The sequence below is a fragment of the Mucilaginibacter sp. PAMC 26640 genome, assembly GCA_001596135.1.
Classification (GTDB): Bacteria; Bacteroidota; Bacteroidia; order Sphingobacteriales; family Sphingobacteriaceae; genus Mucilaginibacter.
In genome coordinates, this window is the sequence record CP014773.1 from 1,747,832 (window position 1) to 1,769,216 (window position 21,385).

14 protein-coding genes are annotated in these 21,385 nt (G+C 45.8%); 9 read left to right on the forward strand and 5 right to left on the reverse strand.

The genetic code is table 11. The annotated features are described in order from the left end of the window. Positions 1–11 precede the first annotated feature (11 nt). The 7 genes from A0256_07575 to A0256_07605 all read left to right on the forward strand — a co-directional run bounded on the left by A0256_07575 (position 12) and on the right by A0256_07605 (position 12,223). On the forward strand, positions 12–1,595 hold the full coding sequence (locus tag A0256_07575; GenBank protein AMR31293.1) for a hypothetical protein: 1,584 nt from the start codon (positions 12–14) through the stop codon (positions 1,593–1,595). A gap of 76 nt (positions 1,596–1,671) precedes the next feature. After that, positions 1,672–2,733 (forward strand): hypothetical protein, encoded by a 1,062-nt coding sequence (locus A0256_07580; protein ID AMR31294.1) that lies wholly within the window; start codon positions 1,672–1,674, stop codon positions 2,731–2,733. Positions 2,734–2,831: 98 nt separating this feature from the next. Then, on the forward strand, positions 2,832–4,685 hold the full coding sequence (locus A0256_07585; GenBank protein AMR31295.1) for an alpha-amylase: 1,854 nt from the start codon (positions 2,832–2,834) through the stop codon (positions 4,683–4,685). Then, the gene (locus A0256_07590; GenBank protein AMR31296.1) at positions 4,682–6,076 is read left to right on the forward strand and encodes an MFS transporter; all 1,395 of its coding nucleotides are present in this window, start codon (positions 4,682–4,684) and stop codon (positions 6,074–6,076) included. The genes A0256_07585 and A0256_07590 overlap by 4 nt, the downstream gene beginning before the upstream one ends. A gap of 14 nt (positions 6,077–6,090) precedes the next feature. Further along, positions 6,091–8,073 carry a type I pullulanase gene (locus A0256_07595; protein AMR31297.1) on the forward strand — a complete coding sequence of 661 codons (1,983 nt, stop codon included), beginning with the start codon at positions 6,091–6,093 and terminating at the stop codon, positions 8,071–8,073. Between the two features lie 43 nt (positions 8,074–8,116). Continuing rightward, the gene (locus A0256_07600) at positions 8,117–10,033 is read left to right on the forward strand and encodes an alpha-amylase (protein AMR31298.1); all 1,917 of its coding nucleotides are present in this window, start codon (positions 8,117–8,119) and stop codon (positions 10,031–10,033) included. A 213-nt stretch (positions 10,034–10,246) separates the two neighbouring features. Further along, on the forward strand, positions 10,247–12,223 hold the full coding sequence (locus A0256_07605) for an alpha-L-arabinofuranosidase (GenBank protein ID AMR31299.1): 1,977 nt from the start codon (positions 10,247–10,249) through the stop codon (positions 12,221–12,223). On the opposite strand, the gene A0256_07610 is transcribed toward A0256_07605, so the two are convergent. From A0256_07610 to A0256_07620, 3 genes are read right to left on the reverse strand one after another with little or no spacing between them, the layout of a single operon-like run. Then, positions 12,220–12,777, reverse strand: a complete 558-nt coding sequence (locus A0256_07610) for a hypothetical protein (GenBank protein AMR31300.1) — start codon at positions 12,775–12,777, stop codon at positions 12,220–12,222. The two genes, A0256_07605 and A0256_07610, sit on opposite strands and share 4 nt — an antisense overlap. 6 nt (positions 12,778–12,783) lie before the next feature. Further along, complete coding sequence (locus tag A0256_07615; GenBank protein ID AMR31301.1) at positions 12,784–13,362, reverse strand: hypothetical protein; 579 nt, start codon at positions 13,360–13,362, stop codon at positions 12,784–12,786. Positions 13,363–13,386: 24 nt separating this feature from the next. Beyond that, positions 13,387–15,039 (reverse strand): hypothetical protein, encoded by a 1,653-nt coding sequence (locus A0256_07620; GenBank protein ID AMR34468.1) that lies wholly within the window; start codon positions 15,037–15,039, stop codon positions 13,387–13,389. Positions 15,040–15,692: 653 nt separating this feature from the next. Here A0256_07620 and A0256_07625 point away from each other — a divergent pair. Together A0256_07625 and A0256_07630 are read left to right on the forward strand one after the other, a co-directional pair. Beyond that, a complete protein-coding gene (locus tag A0256_07625) occupies positions 15,693–16,469 on the forward strand; it encodes an exodeoxyribonuclease III (GenBank protein AMR31302.1) in 777 nt (258 codons plus the stop codon). A 345-nt stretch (positions 16,470–16,814) separates the two neighbouring features. Continuing rightward, on the forward strand, positions 16,815–19,007 hold the full coding sequence (locus tag A0256_07630; GenBank protein AMR31303.1) for an alpha-galactosidase: 2,193 nt from the start codon (positions 16,815–16,817) through the stop codon (positions 19,005–19,007). A 302-nt stretch (positions 19,008–19,309) separates the two neighbouring features. Here A0256_07630 and A0256_07635 read toward each other — a convergent pair whose 3' ends face one another. Continuing rightward, positions 19,310–19,993: a two-component system response regulator gene (locus A0256_07635; GenBank protein ID AMR31304.1), complete on the reverse strand. Its 684-nt coding sequence runs from the start codon at positions 19,991–19,993 to the stop codon at positions 19,310–19,312. After that, a complete protein-coding gene (locus A0256_07640) occupies positions 19,983–21,350 on the reverse strand; it encodes a hypothetical protein (GenBank protein AMR31305.1) in 1,368 nt (455 codons plus the stop codon). Before A0256_07640 ends, A0256_07635 begins: the two co-directional genes overlap by 11 nt. Positions 21,351–21,385: the final 35 nt, after the last annotated feature.

Genomic DNA, 21,385 nt, shown 5'->3' on the forward strand with positions numbered 1-21,385 from the left:
AATAAAGCGACATGAAAAAGAACTTGATTATAAAAGCATTTACAGTGGTAGTGCTAACAGGCAGCCTGGTATCTTGCACCAAAAGGCTTGATTTACAACCCACAAACGATATTACCTCGGCCACCGTTTACGCAAATGCTGCCGGCTATAAACAAGCATTTGCCAAGGTTTATGGCTCCTTTGCCTTAACAGGTAACCAGGGCCCGGCGGGTAATGGCGACGTACAGGGCATTGATGAGGGTACTTCCGATTTTTTACGTTTGTACTGGAAAGCCCAGGAACTGAGTACCGATGAGGCTGTGATTGCCTGGGGTGATGTAGGGATCCAGGATTTTCATAACATGAACTGGTCTGCCGCTAACCCATTCCTGAAAGGTTTATACTATCGCAGCCTATACCAGGTAACCTTGGCGAATGAATTCATCAGGCAATCTGCCGATGATCAGTTAAGCAGCCATGGTATTACCGGTGCCGATGCAGATGCCATCCGCCAATTTCGTGCAGAGGCCCGTTTTTTGAGAGCGTTTCAATACTGGGTGCTTTTGGATATGTACGGTTCTGTACCGTTAGTTACAGAAACCGACCTGATAGGCGTTACTGTTCCTAAACAGGCTGATCGTAAAACCTTGTTTGCTTACGTAGAATCTGAATTAAAGGCGATCGAGCCAACGTTGGCGGCTCCGAAAGCCAACGAATATGGCCGTGCCGACCAGGCAGCTGAATGGGCCTTGTTGGCGCGTTTATACTTAAATGCCGAAATTTATACCGGTACAAAAAGATATGATGATGCTGTTACCTATTCCAACAAAGTAATTAACTCGGGCTATTCTCTTGTTAGCAACTATCAGTGGCTAATGCTTGCAGATAACCAGCAAAACACCAGTGAAAACATTTTCACTATTAACTATGATGGTTTACGCACACAAAGCTATGGTGGTACAACTTTCCTTACCCATGCACCGGTTGGCGGTTCAGAATCTGCCAGTAATTTTGGTATCAGTGGCGGCTGGGGTGGTACACGTACTACTAAAAGCCTGCCTAACTTGTTCCCTGATTATACCGGCACTGTTGATAAACGTTCTCAGTTTTACACTAACGGACAAAATCTGGAAATAAAGGATCAGAGCGTATTTACCGATGGCTTTGCAGTTACAAAATTCCGTAACGTTAACCGCGCAGGTGCAGCAGGCCAGAGCCTTGACTTTGCCGATGTTGATTTCCCGCTGTTCCGTTTATCAGAGCAGTACCTGATTTATGCAGAAGCAGTTCTGCGCGGCGGGGCAGGCGGCGATGTGGGTACAGCCTTAAACTATGTAAACAAGATACGCACCCGTGCCTATGGTAACACCAGCGGTAATGTGGCTACCATTAATCTTGACTTTATCCTGGATGAAAGAGCCCGCGAATTATACTGGGAAGGTTTCCGTCGTACAGATTTGATCCGTTACGGTAAATTCACTACAGCAACATACCTGTGGCCGTTTAAAGGCGGTGTTGCAGGTGGTAAAAGTGTTGAGGATTTCAGGAACATCTACCCAATCCCAACGGATGATATTACTGCAAACCCTACTTTAAAACAAAACCCGGGGTACTAAAAATAAAAAAAAGGCCCGGGCAAACGGGCCTTTATAAAGCTATTTTAAAAACGTATTCAATATCAAAGTATTCAAAATGAAAAAATTAATTACCAAATTTTTAGCATTCAGCTGCCTTGCCGTACTGGTATTGGCATCATGCAAAAAGGATGAAGTACGCACAGTGGCGCAGCCTGCAACAGGGGGGGCGTTAACTGCATCAACTACGGCACCGGCACTGTCTAAAGCAAACCTTAGCGCAAACGCCATTACTTTAACCGGTACCGCGCAGGCTTACGGATATAACTCGGCTGCAAGCAATGTATTGCAGATAGCGGTTAAGGGCACCAACTTTGCTGCCCCTGTTGAGGTATCTCTACCGGTGGGTGCGCTTACCAAAAGCTACACCGTTCAGGATTTTAACAACCTGTTATTATCCATGAATTTACCAACCGGCACAGCTGCCCAGCTCGAGATGAGAATGAAAACTTCGCTTAGCGCAACGGCTACCCAAGGTACCGCATATACCAATGTGGTTACGGTAACTGCCACGCCATTTGCGCTGGTTTCTTACATCTACGTGCCGGGTGCTTACCAGGGCTGGAACCCGCCTACAGCAGATAGTTTGCAATCCCCTACAGGTAACGGTATTTATACAGGTATCATCAACTTTACTGCTGGTAACCTAAACTTTAAGATCACTCCTGAGAAAAAATGGGACGTGGCTTACGGTAAAACAAGCGGTAACGGTATCAGCACTTCCGGCGGCGATATTCCTGCACCAGGCGCAGGCCAGTACCAGGTTACGGTAGACCTAAACGCTAAAACCATTACCCTGGAAGCAGTAGCTGCTTACTACAGCATCATTGGCGACGCAACAGCTGGTGGCTGGGATAGCGATACCGACATGAAATATAATAATGGAACCAATGTTTGGGAAATCACTGCTCCGCTTGTTTCTACAGGTCAGTTTAAAGTGAGAAAGAACCATGATTGGGGTACCAGCTATGGCATCCCGAAAATCGGTGCCAATGGCGCAACATTAGCTTCAAGCGATAGCGACAATATACCGGTAGCCACATCAGGAACTTATAAGTTCACGTTCGCACCGGTGGGCACCGACAATAAAACTGCCGCTTATACTTTAGTAAAACAATAAACATAAAACGGCCGGCCTGCAATAAGGGCTGGCCGTTTTGTTCTTTCTGTCCTTTTTGTGCAGCTACCCAATGGCTGCTTCATACCAATTTTAAACTTATGAAATTGAGATTAAACATTACGCTGGCCTTTTTGCTGCTGTCAAGCTGCTTAATGGCACAAATCCCTGCACTGGAAAGAGTAGAACCAGCCTTTTGGTGGGTTGGATTTAAAAACCCTAAAGTGCAGTTGCTGGTGCACGGCGATAAAATTGCCGGCAGTGCGGTTAGTTTAAACTATCCCGGTGTAAAGCTTACTGCGTTACATAAAGTAGAGAATAGCAACTATCTGTTTTTGGATCTCACTGTTGCTGCGGCAACCCGTCCGGGCAAATTTCCAATCACTTTTAAACAGGCAGGCAAAAAAGATATCGTATACACGTACGAACTTAAACAGCGCAACAAAACCGCGCAATGGGCACAAGGCGTAACCAATAAAGATCTCATCTACCTGTTAATGCCGGATCGTTTCGCCAACGGCGACCCATCTAACGATGTGGTTGCGGGTATGCGCGAAACCGGCTTGCACCGCGATTCGATGTACTCCCGCCATGGAGGCGATATCCAGGGGTTGATCAACCATTTGGGATATTTGAAGGATCTGGGTGTTACAACAACTTGGATGACGCCAGAGATAGAGAACGACGAGCCGCATGCATCTTACCATGGCTATGCCGTAACCGATTATTATAAGATCGATCCACGCTATGGCACCAGTGACCTGTACAAAACCTACGTAGCTAAAAGCCACGAAATGGGGATGAAGGTTATTAAAGATCTGGTGCATAACCATATTGGTACAGAGAGCTGGCTGATACAGGATATGCCGATGAAAAGCTGGGTACACCAGTGGCCAAAATATACCAATTCCAATTTTCGGGATGCGGCCGTAATGGATCCGCACGGCGCTGCTGCTGATAAAAAGCAAATGCTGGATGGCTGGTTTGATAAGCGTATGGCCGATGTAAATCAAAACAATCCCTATGTGCAGAATTACCTCACCCAAAACCATATCTGGTGGGTGGAATATGCCGGTATTGATGGCTTCAGGTTAGATACTTACCCGTACAATGATGCTGCCTACATGGCCGACTGGGCCAAAAAGGTGAAAGCAGAGTTTCCTCACTTTACAATTTTCGGCGAAACACTGGTATGGTCGGTAGCTAATCAGGCTTATTTTACGCAGGGCAATACCGTAAACCGCGGTTTTGATACCGAGCTGCCGGGCATAACCGATGCGCAGATAAAAGATGCCATTACCGAGGCGCTGAACGGCAAAGAAGGCTGGACAGACGGGGTTTACAGGCTTTACAATATCGTAGCCCAGGATTTTATGTACCAGGATGCTACGCGCAATACTATCTTTTTAGATAACCATGATATGAGCCGCTTTTACTCCGTAGTGAACGAAGACTTTACCAAATTTAAATCGGGTATGGCGATGTTGTTGACCATGCGCGGCGTACCGCAGATGTATTATGGCGACGAGATATTGATGAAGGGTTACTCCAACCCCGACGGATTGGTGCGCGAGGATTTCTCCGGCGGCTGGGCAGGTGATAAAAAAGACAAGTTCACCGCAGCGGGCCGCGATAAAAAAGAAAACGAAGCATTTGATTTTGTACGCACTTTAGCTAATTACCGCAAAAACACCCCGGCGCTGCAAACAGGTAAATTAATGCAATACATTCCGCGGAATGGTATTTACACTTACTTCAGGTACGATGGGCAGAAAACGGTGATGATTGCTTATAACGGTGGCGATAAGGATGCGGTTTTAGACACCGGCTTTTTTACCGAACGCATGGCCGGATTTACCAGCGGGACCAACATCATCACGCATGAAAAAATAGGCTCTTTAAAGCAGTTAAACATACCTGCCAAAACCACAATCATTATTGAATTAAGCAAATGACAGCTTTAAAAGAACCTATCACCAACCGGGCTGCAGCAAATGCACACCAGGTTGTTGAGCGCCCAAAACTAACTTTTTGGCAAATCTTCAATATGAGTTTCGGCTTTTTGGGGATCCAGTTTGGTTTTGCTTTGCAAAATGGTAATGCATCGCGCATACTGCAAAGCTTCGGTGCCGATGTGGAACACCTCTCGTTATTTTGGCTGGCGGCGCCGATAACGGGCATGATCGTGCAACCCATCATCGGCCACTACAGCGACCGTACCTGGAACCGCCTTGGCCGCCGTAAACCGTATTTTTTAACCGGGGGGATACTATCTGCTTTGGCACTGTTATTCATGCCGAATTCGGCTATGCTGATGTTCCTTCCGCCGGTGATGGTGGGTGCAGGTATCCTCATGATCATGGATGCTTCCTTCAACGTAGCGATGGAGCCTTTCCGGGCGCTCATTGGCGATAATTTGCCGGATAGCCAGCGCAGCCTGGGCTTTTCTATCCAGACTTTTTTAATCGGCATAGGTGCGGTAACGGGCTCTGTTTTGCCATGGGCTATCAGTCATTTTATGGGAACCCAAACAGCCCAGCCGGGTCATGTGCAGCCGAACGTTATTTATTCGTTTTACGTTGGCGCAGCCGTGATGATTATTTGCCTGCTGTGGACGGTTTTACGCACCAAAGAATACTCGCCTGCCGAGTACGCCAAATTCCACCCGGAAGAGGCGGAAGAAGAACAAAAGCAAGGCCTGGGCGAGATCGTTAAAGATTTTAAACGCATGCCGATGGCTATGCGCCAATTGGGGTTGGTGCAATTTTTTTCGTGGTTTGCCTTATTCTCTATGTGGGTATTTGCATCGCCGGCAATAGCAACCCACGTATTTCATGTAGATTTAAAAGATACCACATCTGTAAATGCCGCCAAAGCCGGCGATTGGGTTACATTGATGTTTGGTGTATACAACGGCGTATCCGCAGTTTATGCGCTGTGCTTACCGGCCATCGCCCGCGCAACCAGTCGCAAACTGGCGCACTCATTTTCGCTGATTGCCGGGGGTATAGGGCTCATCTCTATCTTTTTTGTGCAGGATCCAAATATGCTCATCATCAGTATGATCGGCATCGGGTTAGCATGGGCCAGTATCCTGGCCATGCCATATGCCATCCTTTCGGGTTCAATCCCGGCTAAAAAGATGGGGGTGTATATGGGGATCTTTAATTTCTTTATCACCTTTCCGCAAATTGTCAACGGTTTTTTTGGTGGCTGGATAGTGAAGAGCCTCTTCGGCGGTCAGTCAATCTATGCGCTGGTACTGGCGGGCATTTTTATGCTTTGTGCAGCGGTATCGGTAATTTATGTGCAGGATGGCACGGATATTAAATACGCCAAAAATTAGCAAACTACATTTACATGAGGGTACTTAAGTTTTACGGATCGATATTTTTATTAATGCTAGGCGCTACAGCCTTTAAGCCGGCTGAAGCGATTGATCCCGTTTATAAAGGCACCGATTTGGGCGTTACCTATTCGCCGGGCAAAACAACTTTTAAAGTCTGGGCACCGGAAGCGGCCGCTGTTAAGCTGCGTTTATATGCAAATGGCCTGGGCGGAGAAGCGCTGCAAGCCATCGATCTGAAAAAACAGGCCGACGGCGTTTGGGCAACCAGTGTGGTGCAAGATCTTAAGAACCGATACTATACTTTCCAGGTAATGCAGGGCAACAAATGGCTGCTGGAAGTCCCTGATATGTACGCCAAAGCCGTGGGCGTTAATGGCAAACGCGGTATGGTGGTCAACCTTTCGGACACCAATCCGGTTGGCTGGACTGCGGATAAAAAACCTGCGCTGAAGAATTTTACCGATATCGTTTTATACGAAACCCATGTGCGCGATATTTCTGTGGATGCCAATTCGGGAATTCAACATAAAGGGAAGTTTCTCGGCCTGGCAGAAGTGGGCACCAAAAGCCCGGATGGTTTATCTACCGGGCTTAGCCACATAAAAGAATTAGGCGCAACCCATGTACACCTGTTGCCATCGTTTGATTTCGCTACGGTTGACGAAACCAAGCCATTAAACGGGCAATATAACTGGGGTTACGATCCGCAGAATTATAACGTGCCCGAGGGGAGCTATGCAACGGATGCTTACAACGGCAACGTGCGCATCCGCGAGTTTAAGGAAATGATGAAAGCGATGCATGCTAACGGCCTGCGGGTGGTATTGGATGTGGTTTATAACCATACTAATGATACCGAACATTCAGTTTTTAACCAGTTTGCACCAGGCTATTTTTACAGGCAGACAGCATCTGGCCAGTATTCAAACGGAACAGGCTGCGGTAACGAAACCGCGTCTGAAAAACCGATGATGCGCAAATTCATGATTGAATCTGTTTTGTACTGGGCCAAAGAATATCATTTAGATGGTTTCCGGTTTGATCTGATGGGCGTGCATGATATCGCCACTATGAATGCACTGAGCGATGCCCTGCACCAATATGACCCAACAATCTTCATCTACGGTGAAGGCTGGACGGCTGGCGACAGCGTTCTCCCGGATAGTCTCCGTGCCACCAAGGCCCATACCGCGCAGCTGCACCAGATTGCAGCCTTCGGCGATGATATGCGCGATGGACTGAAAGGCGGCTTCAGCGATGTTAAATCAAAAGGTTTTGTAAGTGCGCAACCGGGTACTGCCGAAAGCGCGAAATTTGGCATTGCCGGGGCAATACAACATCCGCAGATCAATTACCAGGCGGTAAATTATTCCAAAGCGCCATGGGCGGCACAACCCGGCCAGGCCATCAGCTACGCTTCCTGCCATGATGATAACACGCTTTTTGATCGTTTAAAGATTGCTAACCCGGATGCTACCGAGGCGCAGCTCATCAAAATGGATCAGTTGGCTAATACGGCGGTGTTAACTGCCCAGGGAGTAGCATTTTTACATTCAGGAGCAGAATTCCTGCGGACTAAAAAAGGGGTAGCTAATTCCTATAATTCGCCGGATAGCATTAACCAGATCGACTGGCACCGCAAGGCGCAGTATAAGCAGGTTTATAATTATTACAAAGGATTGGTCGCGCTGCGTAAAAGTCACCCCGCGTTCCGGATGCCTACCGCGCAGATGATCCAAAAGCATTTAAACTTCGAAAAAACAACTGAAGAGGGTTTGATCGCCTACACCTTAACCGACAATGCAAACGGCGATAAATGGAGAAATATTCTGGTAGTGCTCAACGGTGCTGCTGCTGCAAGGCCCCTAAGTTTGCCGCCAGGTAACTGGACGCTGGTTGCCAATGGTAACCAGGTTAACCTGGCTGGTTTAAGTAAGGCAAAACAAAACATTACGGTGCCTGCTACTACAGCGTATATATTCTATCAACAATAAAACAACATTTACCAAGCAGTCTACAGACTGAAATACCACCAATATGAGGAGAAGAATATTTTTATTAACAAGTATTATCGGCTTACTGTTAGGCACTGTAAGCTGCAGTAAGAAAAGTGTGGATGTGCCATCCGGCGGTGGGGGCACTGTTACGCCTCCGGTTACCAATGGCAAAGCACTCCCTTCCGGCGCAGGGGATGGAGTAACCTTTATCAATTCGGGTGCTTCGGCCATCTTTAATATTTACGCACCGGGCAAAACCTCTATGGCCGTTATTGGCGAGTTTAATAATTGGTCGCCTACCGCCATGACTGTTACCCCCGATGGTAATAACTGGTGGGTGCAGATAGATAACCTGGACGCCAGCAAAGAATATGCCTATCAGTTCCTGGCAGATGGCACCTTAAAAGTAGCCGACCCCTACTGCGAAAAGGTATTGGATCCGGATAACGATAAGTATATCCCGGCCAGTGTGTATCCAAATTTAAAGGCATACCCTGCGGGCCAAACAGGCATAGTAAGTGTAATGCAGGCTAATCAGCCCACCTACACCTGGAAGAACACCAACTTTACCCGCCCGGATAAAAATAAACTCGTGATCTATGAATTACACGTTCGCGATTTTGTGGGTACACACAGCTATAAAACCTTAACAGATACGCTGAATTATCTGACCAATTTAGGTGTTAACGCTATTGAGTTGATGCCGGTCAACGAGTTTGAAGGTAACTCCTCTTGGGGATACAACCCTTCCTTTTATTTTGCGGTGGATAAATACTACGGAACCAAAAATGATCTGAAAGCATTCATCGATGCCTGCCACTCACGCGGTATGGCGGTGATAATGGATATGGTTTTAAACCATTCATTTGGCCAGTCGCCCATGGTACAGTTATATTTTGATAAAGCCACTCAGAAACCTACCAGCGCTAACCCCTGGTTTAATGTAGACCCTAAGCATCCTTATAATGTGGGTTACGATTTTAACCATCAAAGTGCTGCCACTAAGTATTTCGCTAAGAATGTGATGAAGTTTTATATGCAGCAATACAAAATAGATGGCTACCGTTTTGATCTGGCAAAAGGATTTACACAAAACGTTAGTTCAGACGATGGCTCTTTTGCAGCTTACGATGCCAGCCGCGTGGCCATCTGGAACGAGTATAACACCTTCATCAAAAGCATTGATAACAACAACTTTTATAATATACTGGAATTTTTTGGCGGCGATCGCGAGGAAAAGGAACTATCAGATAATGGCATGATGCTTTGGAGCAACATCAACTATAACGTTAACGAAGCCACCATGGGCTATGTGCCTACATCAAACTTCGCGCGCCTTTATTTTACTAACCACAGCGGCTTTACCCAGCCGGATAATATTGTGAGTTACATGGAAAGCCATGACGAGGAGCGCCTCATGTATAAAAACATACAGTTTGGTAACAGTGGCGGTGCAAGCGGCTACAATGTAAAAACACTGGCAACTGCGCTCTCCCGCCAGGAGGCAGCTGCTGCGTTTCTTTTCACCGCTCCTGGCCCAAAAATGGTTTGGCAGTTTGGAGAATTGGGTTATGATGTTTCTATTGATCAGAATGGCCGCACAGGCGAGAAACCAATCCACTGGGAATATAATAACGATCCGCTTCGCCATAAGCTATACGCCACGTTTTCAAAGCTGATAAAAATGAAGATCAACAACGCGGTTTTTGCTACTTCAACTATCACCTACAATGCAGCCGGTTCTATAAAAACGGCCTACTTAACGGGAACAGGCGGCACCAACGTGGTTGTTGCGGGCAACTTTGATGTAAACACTCAGTCGGCAACACTGGCCTTCCCAAGCGCAGGTACCTGGTACGATTACATGACCGGTACGTCAATCAACGTTACCCTGCCGTACACGGTAAACTTCGCACCCGGCGAATACCACATTTACAGCAGTACGGTCTTGAAATAGGCTTCGCCGAATTAATTGTCATTTGAAACAGTAAAGGCTGCCCGCATCGTCGGGCAGCCTTTACTGTTTGCAGATTTCCCATCGGATGTGGCAGACCCGGAGCAAAACTTGGTTCGGTATTAATTTTAATTGTGGAAATAACACTTATTTTTAAAAAGAGTCGATTTTAAAAATATATTTGTTAAAAATCCAATCAAACCAATGCTTCGCCAAATGAACCGGACTATCCTAATAGCCTTTTTCGGCTTGTGTATCGCTACCTTGACTGCAGATGGGCAATCTGCAAAAGTTTATACTATTGCCGCCGATAAAATAAAGGCACACATAGAGCCAACCATGTACGGGATCTTTTTCGAGGATATCAACATGGCCGCGGATGGCGGTGTTTACGCCGAACTGGTAAAGAACCGGTCGTTCGAGTTTAATTCGCATTTAACCGGGTGGACGGAGCAACAAAAGGCAGGCGGTAAAGGCAGCATTGAAGTGTTGGACCGTACCGCCGAACGCCCGGATAACGCTCATACAATTAAAGTTGATGTAAATTCCAATACCGGAGCCTTCGGGTTGGCAAACGAAGGGTTTAGAGGGATGGGGATAAAAAAGGGTGAAACCTACAGTTTTTCGGTAACGGCACGCAAACCGGTTTTCAATGCTATAACACTACTGGTTGAATTGCATGATGCTAACGGAGCCGTAATTGGTACCGGTAAGTTGTCGCCGGCATCTGCAGCCTGGAAAAAATATAATGTAAAATTTGTAGCAACGGCTACAGCCAATAAAGCCAGTTTATATGTTTGGCTAAAAGGGAAAGGCGCAATTGAGCTGGACATGATCTCCCTTTTTCCACAGCATACCTGGAAGAACCGCCCGGCGGGTTTACGTGCCGACCTGGTGCAAAAGCTGGCCGATATGAAACCCGGTTTTCTGCGTTTCCCCGGCGGCTGTATTGTTGAGGGCCGCGATCTGGCTAACCGTTATCAATGGAAAAAAAGCATCGGCGATATTGATAAACGTGAAAACATTATCAACCGCTGGAATACTGAATTTGAGCACCGCCAAACACCCGATTATTATCAGACCTTCGGGCTGGGCTTTATGGAATATTTTATGACGGCCGAGGATATTGGTGCTTCGCCGCTCCCTATTCTTAATTGCGGCATGGCTTGCCAGTTCAATACCGGGCAATTGGTGCCGGTAGATCAGCTGGACCCCTACGTGCAGGATGCTTTAGACCTGATAGAATTTGCAAATGGCGGTCCCGATACCAAGTGGGGTAAGCTTCGGGCAGATCTTGGGCACCCGAAACCATTCAACCTAAAAATGATGGGTGTAGGAAATGAGCAATGGGGTGAACAATACATCGAACGTTGGAAGGTATTTACCAAGGCCATCAAGGATAAGTACCCCTATGTGAAGATCATCTCCAGCGTTGGTCCGTTTGCAGGGGGCGAAGAGTTTAAGCGACTGGACAAATTTTTCAGAAGCGAGCACGCTGACATCCTGGACGAGCATTATTACCAGTCGCCCAAGTGGTTCTTGGATAATGCAAAGCGATATGATAATTACGACCGCCAGGGGCCAAAGATTTTTGCAGGCGAATATGCTGCGCAAAGTAAAGGAGGCGGTAGTCCCGAAAACAAGAACAACTGGGATTGCGCATTGTCTGAAGCCGCTTTCATGACGGGCCTGGAACGCAATGCAGATATTGTGAACATGGCATCCTATGCGCCGCTGTTTGCGCATGTGGATGGTTGGCAATGGAAACCAGATCTGATCTGGTTTGATAACCTGAAATCTTACGGATCCCCGAGTTATTATGTACAGCAACTATTCGGCGTAAATAAAGGTACCGATGTAGTGCCACTATTGCAAAATGGTGAAATGGTGAGCGGGCAGGATGGTTGCTACGCTAGTGCCAGTGTGGACAAGGCGACCAATGAATTGATCATCAAATTTGTAAATAGCGGCTCCACGGAACAGCAGGTTAAGTTTGCTGTTGATGGTTCAAGAAATTATCAGAAAACAGCCTTAGTAACTACGCTGCGCAGCGATAGTAAAGAAACAGAGAATACACTGGAAGCGCCAATGGCAGTTAGTCCCGTTAAAAGTGCTTTAACAGTTAGCAACAAGACGCTGGATTTGCTGGTGCAACCTTATACGTTTAAAGTGATTCGGCTAAAAATGATTTAAATAGCGTATTGTAGATGGTAGTGACTGCCACCCAGTAAACTCTTTTCGCCTACCATTTTAAAGCCCAGTTGCTCATAAAGCTTCCGGGCTTTATCATTTCCCTTGCTTACCAGGAGGCCCATTTTATGGTGCCCCAGGCTGGTTGCTTTTGCCGTTAAAGCTTTTATTAAATCTTTAGCTATGCCCTTACCCTGGTGCTGCGGAAATACCGCCAGGCAATCAATGTAAAATTCATCAGCCTGTGTTTCGTCCTCCGGCGTTCCCCGGAAGCCAAGTTCAGCACGGGTATACTCCAGGAATGGCTCTCTTAAATCGTAAAGCTTTGCACCATCATAGCCGAGGATCATACCACAAATTTGTTCGTCTTCCTGCCAAACCAAAATATTCCTATAACTGTAAAGGTTGCCCGGCAATGCTGTAAATTTTTCAAATAATGCGGTAATGACTGTCATATCGCCGCTGTTTGCAAATTTGCCGGCAAGGCTGTTACCCATAGCCAGGATAATTAATTGCGCAAGAGCAGGGTCATCATAGGGTGTAGCAGGGCGGATCATAAAGAGTTAAGGCAGTTTGTCCAGCTTGAAATAACCCAAATGAATTTCATCATCCGGAAGGTTTGCAGATGGTGTAATTTGGATATGATAATTGTTTTTATGCGCAGGTGTCAGCATTTCTTCAATATTATAAATATCATCCACATCTATGCCGTACTTATCATCAATATGGGCATTGGCACCTTTCACTTTAGCAATGGTGTTGGATTTAAAGAACACCGTTTTTTTAGCATGCTGTATGGCCTGTGCTCGGTCTGTTTGCACGGTTAGTACGGTATAATGCTGTTCCTCTAGTTTATTAGCCTGGTAACCACCAAGAAAAATGAAGAAAAGCTTTTCAGGTGTATGGTTTGCTGCTTCAGCTTTCGGTACTACCTTAATATCAAAGCCGTCAACCGAATTTACTTCGCGCCAGCCATCGATATGAATACTCGAACCCGCTTCGCGCCAGAAAGCTTTAATATCGGGCACCAGATCCTTCAGGCTGTTGGCTATGCCAAAGAAAAAATCATGCTGTTCCACATGCCGGCCTGGGGCCTTACTGCCGATCAGCAGCATATATAATTTAGGTAGATCGGTTGTCATTTAATAATTTATACGGTTGTTATGTTAAAACATACTTTCAATAATACGGCCCGATGCTTCTTCGCTAAAATCCAAGCCTGAATAATCAGGGTTGAAACCGCCGATATATGGAACGGCCATCATGTAGATCCGGTTATTCAGCGCGCCATATCCATCCACAATCTGGAAGCTATCGTTAATTGCGATGCCCGGCACCCGAAGGTAATAAATCCCCTTATGATCTAAATCCACTTTATCATCGCAATTCTCCATTGCCGCTTTACCTATCGATTGGTCTTTAAAACGGAGACGGGCCGGGCTGATCGTTCTTGCATCCAGCAAACCCTTAAATGGGAAATCGCCGTATGACAAATGCTGCTGCCCAACGGAATCTATATAAGTTTCAAAATGAACGGCCTGCTCCTTACCGCTTTCATCAGTATAATGATAAACAGCTCCGCTTTCATCTCCGGGCTCTACAAAACTATCATTGCCCACCGGTAAAATATCCAGTGCGCCGGCATTGTGCAGCGCCATCAGTTCTTCGCAGGAACTTTGCGGAATGTAGGCGATCACTACAGAGATCAAAGGCTGCAGCACTTTTTGTAACCGCTGCATATCTTCTGCCGAGAAATGCTTTGCCGGGTAATTCATCGCGAAGCTTAGAACGCCCAGCATCTCTTTCCAGTAAACGGATTCTTTATTTCTGATAGACTGCTCCGCTTCTGCATATTCTGCTTTCAACAGATCGAATGCGTCCTGGCTTTCCCTGAATCCCATCATCATTTCAACGAATGCCTCCATGTCCAGGTCGCGGATGCGGGCGTAAAACTCGGGGTCCTTTTCTTTAATGATCGCTTTAAAGTCGTTTTTAAAAATAAAATCAAGCGATAAAAAGCCGTCGTTGTTTTTCATGTGCGCTGCGATTTCCTCCTCGGTAAGCAGGGAATCATTTTCGAGATGCGAATCCTCCAAATGAAACCGCACAGCAGGCAGCAAGCCGTTACGTGAATGAAGCACAATTTTAAAGTTCGGGCTTTCCGGCGAAACGGTGTAAGTTAGTTTACCTTTTGCGTCCTTATCATAGGCACCATTATGGCGCGACAGTGTCCGGATCGCATCTACTGCAGTGAGAGACGATCCTTTGATGGCCACCGGGTGATTGGCACGAAAAGCGAGTTTAGCAGGAGGATAAGGGGAGTCAAACCAGCCAGGCACAGTTTCTTCCTTTTTTTTGAGCCAGTTGTGGCCGGTGCAAACAATAACCTGGTCGTACTCGAAATTTTCGTTGTTATTGATTTCTACGGAAACGGTTTCAGATTCCGGATCATCGGTAATATCGGTTACCGCACTATTATAATGAACAGTAGTTTCTATTCCGGCCTCTTTAGCATTTTGCTGCAACAGTTTAAACTGGTCAGCCAGGTACCGGCCAAATAGCAGTCGCGGTAGTACTTTATAATCGTTGAATTTTGCCGGGTCTATCCTGTATTTAAGCAGCGTATCGTTATGAACGGTTTTGATCCACTCATGAATGGGTGTCACAAGATCCGGAATCTCGTTGCCGGATACATTGGTAACATGTTCATCATTGGCTCCCTCTGCACTGTAGGGCATTCCGGAGCCCAATTGCTGCTTGCGTTCAAAAATGTCTACACTAATGTCATTACGTTTGGTCTCTACCAATCGCTTGTACATAAATAAAGCACTTGGGCCACCGCCCAAAATTGCTATGCGCTTATTGTTAACTAAAGTTTTTGCCACGTAACAAATATGAAATGGTTAAATTAAATTGGTATGAAATTGTTTTAAGTAGAAACGCTTTAAACAAAGGGGAGCGGCAAAAAATAAAAAAAGCCTCAATTAAGAAGCTCATTTCCATAGGTAGATGGTATATGTAGATCAGGCGATGAAGCCCGGAAATTGCGTGTTATATTCATCGTTATTCTGCAAAAACTGCTTGCTGAAAGCTTTGATCATTTTCACATCTTTTTTAAACTGTTTGATGATAGATCTTTTGATCTGAACAACAGGCTGGTCGAAATTTATGTGTACTACTTGCATGTTTGATGTATAACCAAAGTCGTGCCAAAGTGCCGGAAAGTTTCGTCAAACAATAGTTCAGTGTATCTTCTTGCAGAGAAAATAGACGGTGTGTCAAGAGAAATACACGAAGTATCAAATTAGCGCATTGAATTGCTAACACTGTACAGCTTAAATTCATCGCTATTAAATTCTTTCCGTTTTAGAAAATGATTAACAGGTTTTGGAAACAAATTTTTAAAGGTTTTAGTTAGATTTGAATTACACCATACACTTTGAGTGTTTGTGTATGGTTTTTAATCACCACCATGAGAATTGCTACTTATAATGTTAACGGAATAAACGGCCGCTTGCCGGTACTGCTGCGCTGGCTGGAAGAAACGAAACCAGATGTAGTTTGCCTGCAGGAATTAAAGGCTCCGCAGGAAAAATTCCCGGAACAGGCAATAGCCGATGCCGGTTATAACGCTATCTGGCACGGGCAGAAAAGCTGGAACGGTGTAGCCATTCTGGCCCGCGGGCAGGAGATCAAAGAACTGAAACGCGGCCTCCCCGGCGAACCGGAAGATGAGCACAGCCGCTATATCGAAGCATTTGTAAACGGCGTGGTAGTTGGTTGCCTGTACCTGCCAAACGGAAACCCGGCCCCGGGGCCTAAATATGATTATAAACTCCGTTGGTTCCAGCGCCTTCATGAGCATGCCGCCGGGCTGCTAAAAAGCGGTTTGCCCGTTGTTTTAACCGGTGATTATAACGCCATCCCTACCGAACTGGATGCCTACAAAGCCGAGCGCTGGGTGGAGGATGCCCTGTTTAGACCGGAAACGCGCCTGGCTTTTAAAAACCTGGTTGACCAGGGCTGGACGGATGCCATCCGGAAGCTGTACCCGGGTGAGATCATTTATACCTTTTGGGATTATTTCAGAAATGCTTACGGCCGCAACGCCGGTTTGCGGATAGACCACTTCTTGCTTTCGCCGGAGGTGGATAAACGACTGCTTGCCGGTGGTGTAGATCACCAGGTACGCGGCTGGGAAAAATCAAGCGATCATGGCCCGGTTTGGATAGAAATTGGTGACGAGTAAACAGCTGCGCGGGTAAATAAATTGAATTTTTTGCGAGGTGTTTCACTGCGCAAATGTGAATCGGGTGAAACACCCTACCGGCTGATTATAAGTGCTTTGCATTTTTAGCTGAATCACCCATTTTGCGGCATTGTATCCGAAAGTATTTGTATTTCAGGTAGTTATACTTACCGGTAAGATGGTTGCAAACAGGGTGAATCACTTTTAGTGAAACACTGCTGGCAGGTGCTTGTCCGTATTTGGGTTTACACTTTGGCGGTTTTTAGCTGTTAATAATCTGCGTTGATCTGCGCTTAACATCGAGATAAAAAATTAATTTAGTGCCTCAACCATAATACACCACAAGTGAAAAACTTCTTTACCCTATCAGTGCTTCTGCCGGCGGCTTTGTTGCTAACGTCAACCGTTTTGGCGCAGGATGTAACCATCCCCGTTGAAACCAAACACAACGCCCTGGTACTGCAAACCGATGCAGAGAAAAACCTGAAAATGGTTTACTTTGGTACCCGGCTGGCCGATAGCAAGGAATACGCACAGGTTAAAAAGATGTACCGGCAGGCCGATGATTCCGGCGTGCTGGATGATGCCTACCTGCCATCCGGCTCTACCGGTTTGGCCGAACCGGCTATTACGGTTACTCATGCCGATGGCAATAAATCGCTCAACTTATATTACGTAAGCCATACCGTTACCAAAATTGATGATAACGTGTCCTTACTGGCCATCAACCTTAAAGACCCTGCTTATGCCTTTGCCGTAACTTTATATTACAAAACGTTTTTCAACGAGGATGTTACCGAGCAGTGGAGCGTGATCAAACACGGTGAAAAGGGCGTTGTTACCCTCAATAAATTTGCCTCAGCTAACCTTAACCTAAAAGGCGATAGCTTTTGGCTGAAGCAATACCACGGCAACTGGGCGTCTGAAATGCAGCCCGAAGAAAGTAAATTAACGCACGGCATCAAAACCATCGACACCAAACTGGGTACCCGCGCCAATTTGTACGAACCATCTATGTTTATGGTATCCATTGATAAACCTGCTACCGAAGATGAGGGGAAGGTGCTGTTTGGTGCAATGGAATGGTCTGGCAATTTCCGGGAGGATTTTGAATTGGATGTATCCAATAACCTGCGTGTAATTGCAGGCATCAATAATGCGGCTTCAGAATACCACTTAAAACCGGGCGAAGAATTTACTACCCCCGCATTCCTGTACACCTATTCGGACCAGGGCAAGGGAGATGCCAGTCGCAAATTGCAGCGCTGGGCACGCAAGTATAAAATTGTAGACGGCGAGGGCCAGCGGCTAACGCTGTTGAATAACTGGGAATCTACCTATTTCGACTTTAATGAAACCAAGCTGGCAGAACTATTGAAGGATACCAAAAAGCTGGGTGTCGACCTGTTTTTGCTGGATGATGGCTGGTTTGGGAACAAGTACCCACGCAACGGTGATAACGCCGGACTGGGCGATTGGCAGGAGAACCGCCAAAAACTGCCGAGCGGCATTGGTTCGCTGGTAAAAGAAGCGCAGGCAAACGGTGTGAAGTTCGGTATTTGGATAGAGCCCGAGATGGTGAACCCCAAAAGCGAACTTTATGAAAAGCACCCGGACTGGGTCATTAAACAGCCCAACCGCCCCGAGAAATATTTTCGTAACCAGCTGGTGCTGGATCTCAGCAACCCTAAGGTGCAGGATTTTGTTTACGGTATTGTGGATGATCTGTTTACCAAAAACCCGGCCCTGGCCTATATTAAATGGGATTGTAACGCAGTGATCTATAATGCGTATTCGGCCTATTTAAAAAAGGATCAGTCGCATTTGTATATAGATTATGTACGCGGTTTATACAAGGTGCTGGATAGGGTAAGGGCGAAATATCCCAAAGTACCCTTGATGCTTTGCAGTGGTGGCGGCGGCCGGGTAGATTACGGCGCGCTTAAATATTTTACCGAATACTGGCCAAGTGACAATACCGAACCGCTGGAACGGGTGTTTTTACAATGGGAATATTCCTACTTTTTCCCGGCGATCACCAGCTCAAATCACGTTACCGACTGGGGCAAGCAGCCTATCAAATTCCGCGTGGATGTGGCCATGATGGGCAAATTAGGCTTTGATATTGTGGTGAGCAAGCTGACCCCAAAAGAACTGGCCTTTTGCCAGGACGCGCTAAAAAGTTATGATGCTTTGAAGGATGTGATCTGGCACGGCGATCAGTATCGTTTACAAAGCCCCTGGGATAATGATGCCGCCGCGCTGATGTATGTTAACGATGCCAGATCAACAGCGGTAGTATTTAATTATTTGGTTAATAACCGCTTTGATAAGGGTACGAAATCACCCATCCGCCTTAAGGGTCTTGATCCGCAAAAGAAATATTCGGTTAAAGAGATCAATGTGTATCCCGGCAGCAAGTCCGTATTGCCTGCCGGCGAGGTATACAGCGGCGATTTTTTAATGAACATAGGACTTAACCCCGAAGTAAGCGCTTCCCACACCAGTGTGGTGTTGCAGCTGGATGAGGTAAGATAGTTTGCGGGGGCGCGGGGAGATTAAGTAAGTCTTCGTATTTATATGTAGTTAATAAACTCACGCCCAACCAAGTGTGTACACTTGGATATGCGGATGGTTTCAAATAAGTGGTTCGAGCCAAGTCTTGGGAGCAACATCATTTAGATGAAAATTCGTTGCGGTTCTATATTAATAGTGTAATGTTGTTACAATAATCACATTTTTTAATATCAAGTTGTCTAAATACAAAGGGTATTTCGTCGAGTCCACTTCGCTCAAACTATTCAAAAGGCTAATTATTCTCCTAAACAAAGGATTCTGCATTAACAATTTTCACTTAACCGAAAACCGATTCCGCGAATGCTTTCAAGTTGAACGCATGTATCTTCAGACAAATATTTACGTAAGCGGCTGACGAACACATCCAGGCTACGGCCATTAAAAAAGTCCGGCTCACCCCATATTTCGCGTAAGACCTTTTCCCTATTTATCAGGTTTCCCTTGTTCAAACAAAGCAACTTTAACAAACGGGCTTCTTTATCAGTAAGTGCCCGATGACCTGAAGGACCCGCGAGGGATAAATTTTTAAAGTCAAGGATATAAGATCCTATTTTATATGCTTCCGGTTCCGGACTATTCACCCTGGTTCTCTTTAAAATATTTTGCAGGCGTAACACCAATTCTTCTACATCAAAAGGTTTGGTAATGTAATCATCGGCACCCAGGCCCAGGCCTTTCAGCACATCATGCTTTTGGTTTCGTGCGGTTAAAAACAGAAAAGGTGTTTGAGGATGATTGCTTCTGAGATGCAACGCCAAGCTAAATCCATCCTCTCTAGGCATCATGACGTCTACCAGCAACAGGTCGTATTGATTCTCTAGTAAGTATTGCCGTGCTACAAAACCGTCCCCTGCACAATCCACCAAAAAACCCCGGATTTGAAGATATTGAGCCAAGTGAGCAGCAAGATCTCCATCATCTTCAACTAGTAAGAGGCTATGCTTCATGTTTAGGAAGATTTAATTGAAAGCAATTGCCAACTTTATGAGGTATCAGGTAACTAAGGTGGCCTCCCAATGCTGACGCATTGCGTCGGCACAAATACAAACCAAGACCTAAGCCTTTTACCGAATGCTTATTGTTATCCTCAGGTATCCTGTAAAACTTATCAAACAAGTATGGCCGGTACTTCTGCGGAATAGTTAATCCATTGTCCTCCACTTCGAAGATGTAGTCGTCGTTATTTGTGTAATATCGAATAGTGATCGTTCCGCCTAAATCGCTGTACTTAATGGCATTGTCCAGCAAATTCCCTAGAATTCCTGTTAATAGTACTTGATTGTTGTTGATCCGCTCGTCTGGATCACACTCGATCAGTAATTGGTGCAAAGGTGCCGCACGGTTATTGATCAAGTCAAGCAGCCAGCCCTTAACATTAAATTCTTCGGCCATTACTGGGGGTGTGTTAACCATAGCGCTCTCCAGTACAAAGTCGACTGTCCTGGTGATCTTTTGGTGTTGCTTTTCCAACGATAAAAGCTGCTCCTGAAAAAGTTGCTTGTCCTTGGCAGCATCAAGGATACTAAGCGTTTTAATGATTATACCTGCCGTGCTTAAAGGAGTTTTGAGCTCATGGGTGATGTTGTTTGCAAAATCAGTCTTTAGCTCTGCTACCTTCTTTTGCTTAAGCAGGGCGACAACGATGCCATATAATACCAACACTATTAAGATGATCAAACCGGCACAGGAAAGGTACACTGCCGCCAATCGCTTCAACGCTTGTGATCGCCATGCGTCAATATTGACGTTTTGCGCAATACTGATCTCCACTGTAAATTCAGTTAATTTACCTTTAGCGTTTTTGCTCTTGAAAGTGGTGCTTTGAACACCGTTACTGATCGATAATCTGTTTGGCTCTTTAATTTGACTGCCTGCGATCACTAATAACGGGTGTGTACTTGCTGATACCAGTGTGTCAGCTTTATTGCCATTCCGAAGCAAGATGCGAGGATAGCTTAGATTGTAGTTAACACCATTTAGTTCCGGGACGCGGCCGATTGCTTCCAAAAGTAAGGTTCGAAGCATTTTGTTGTCTCTCGCAATTTGTGTGCTGATAGTCTTAGACAGATCTTTACTCACGGCAGGGTTATGCTTAGTAACATCAATTACTGAAGCAACTGCTGTAGCATGTATCTTTTCAACCTCTTCACGCAAATTTTGGGCTATTGCCTGGCGCAGTTCACTAACATACTTTTCTTTTTCCAATTGGTAGGTTTTCATGATCAGGAAATACTGAAGAACGCCAAACACGCCTACAATCAAACCACAGCCAGCAATGAGTAACCTAATGTTGTTTTTAAACATCTTGTCAAATATAGGCGGTTTAAATTGGTAGTGAA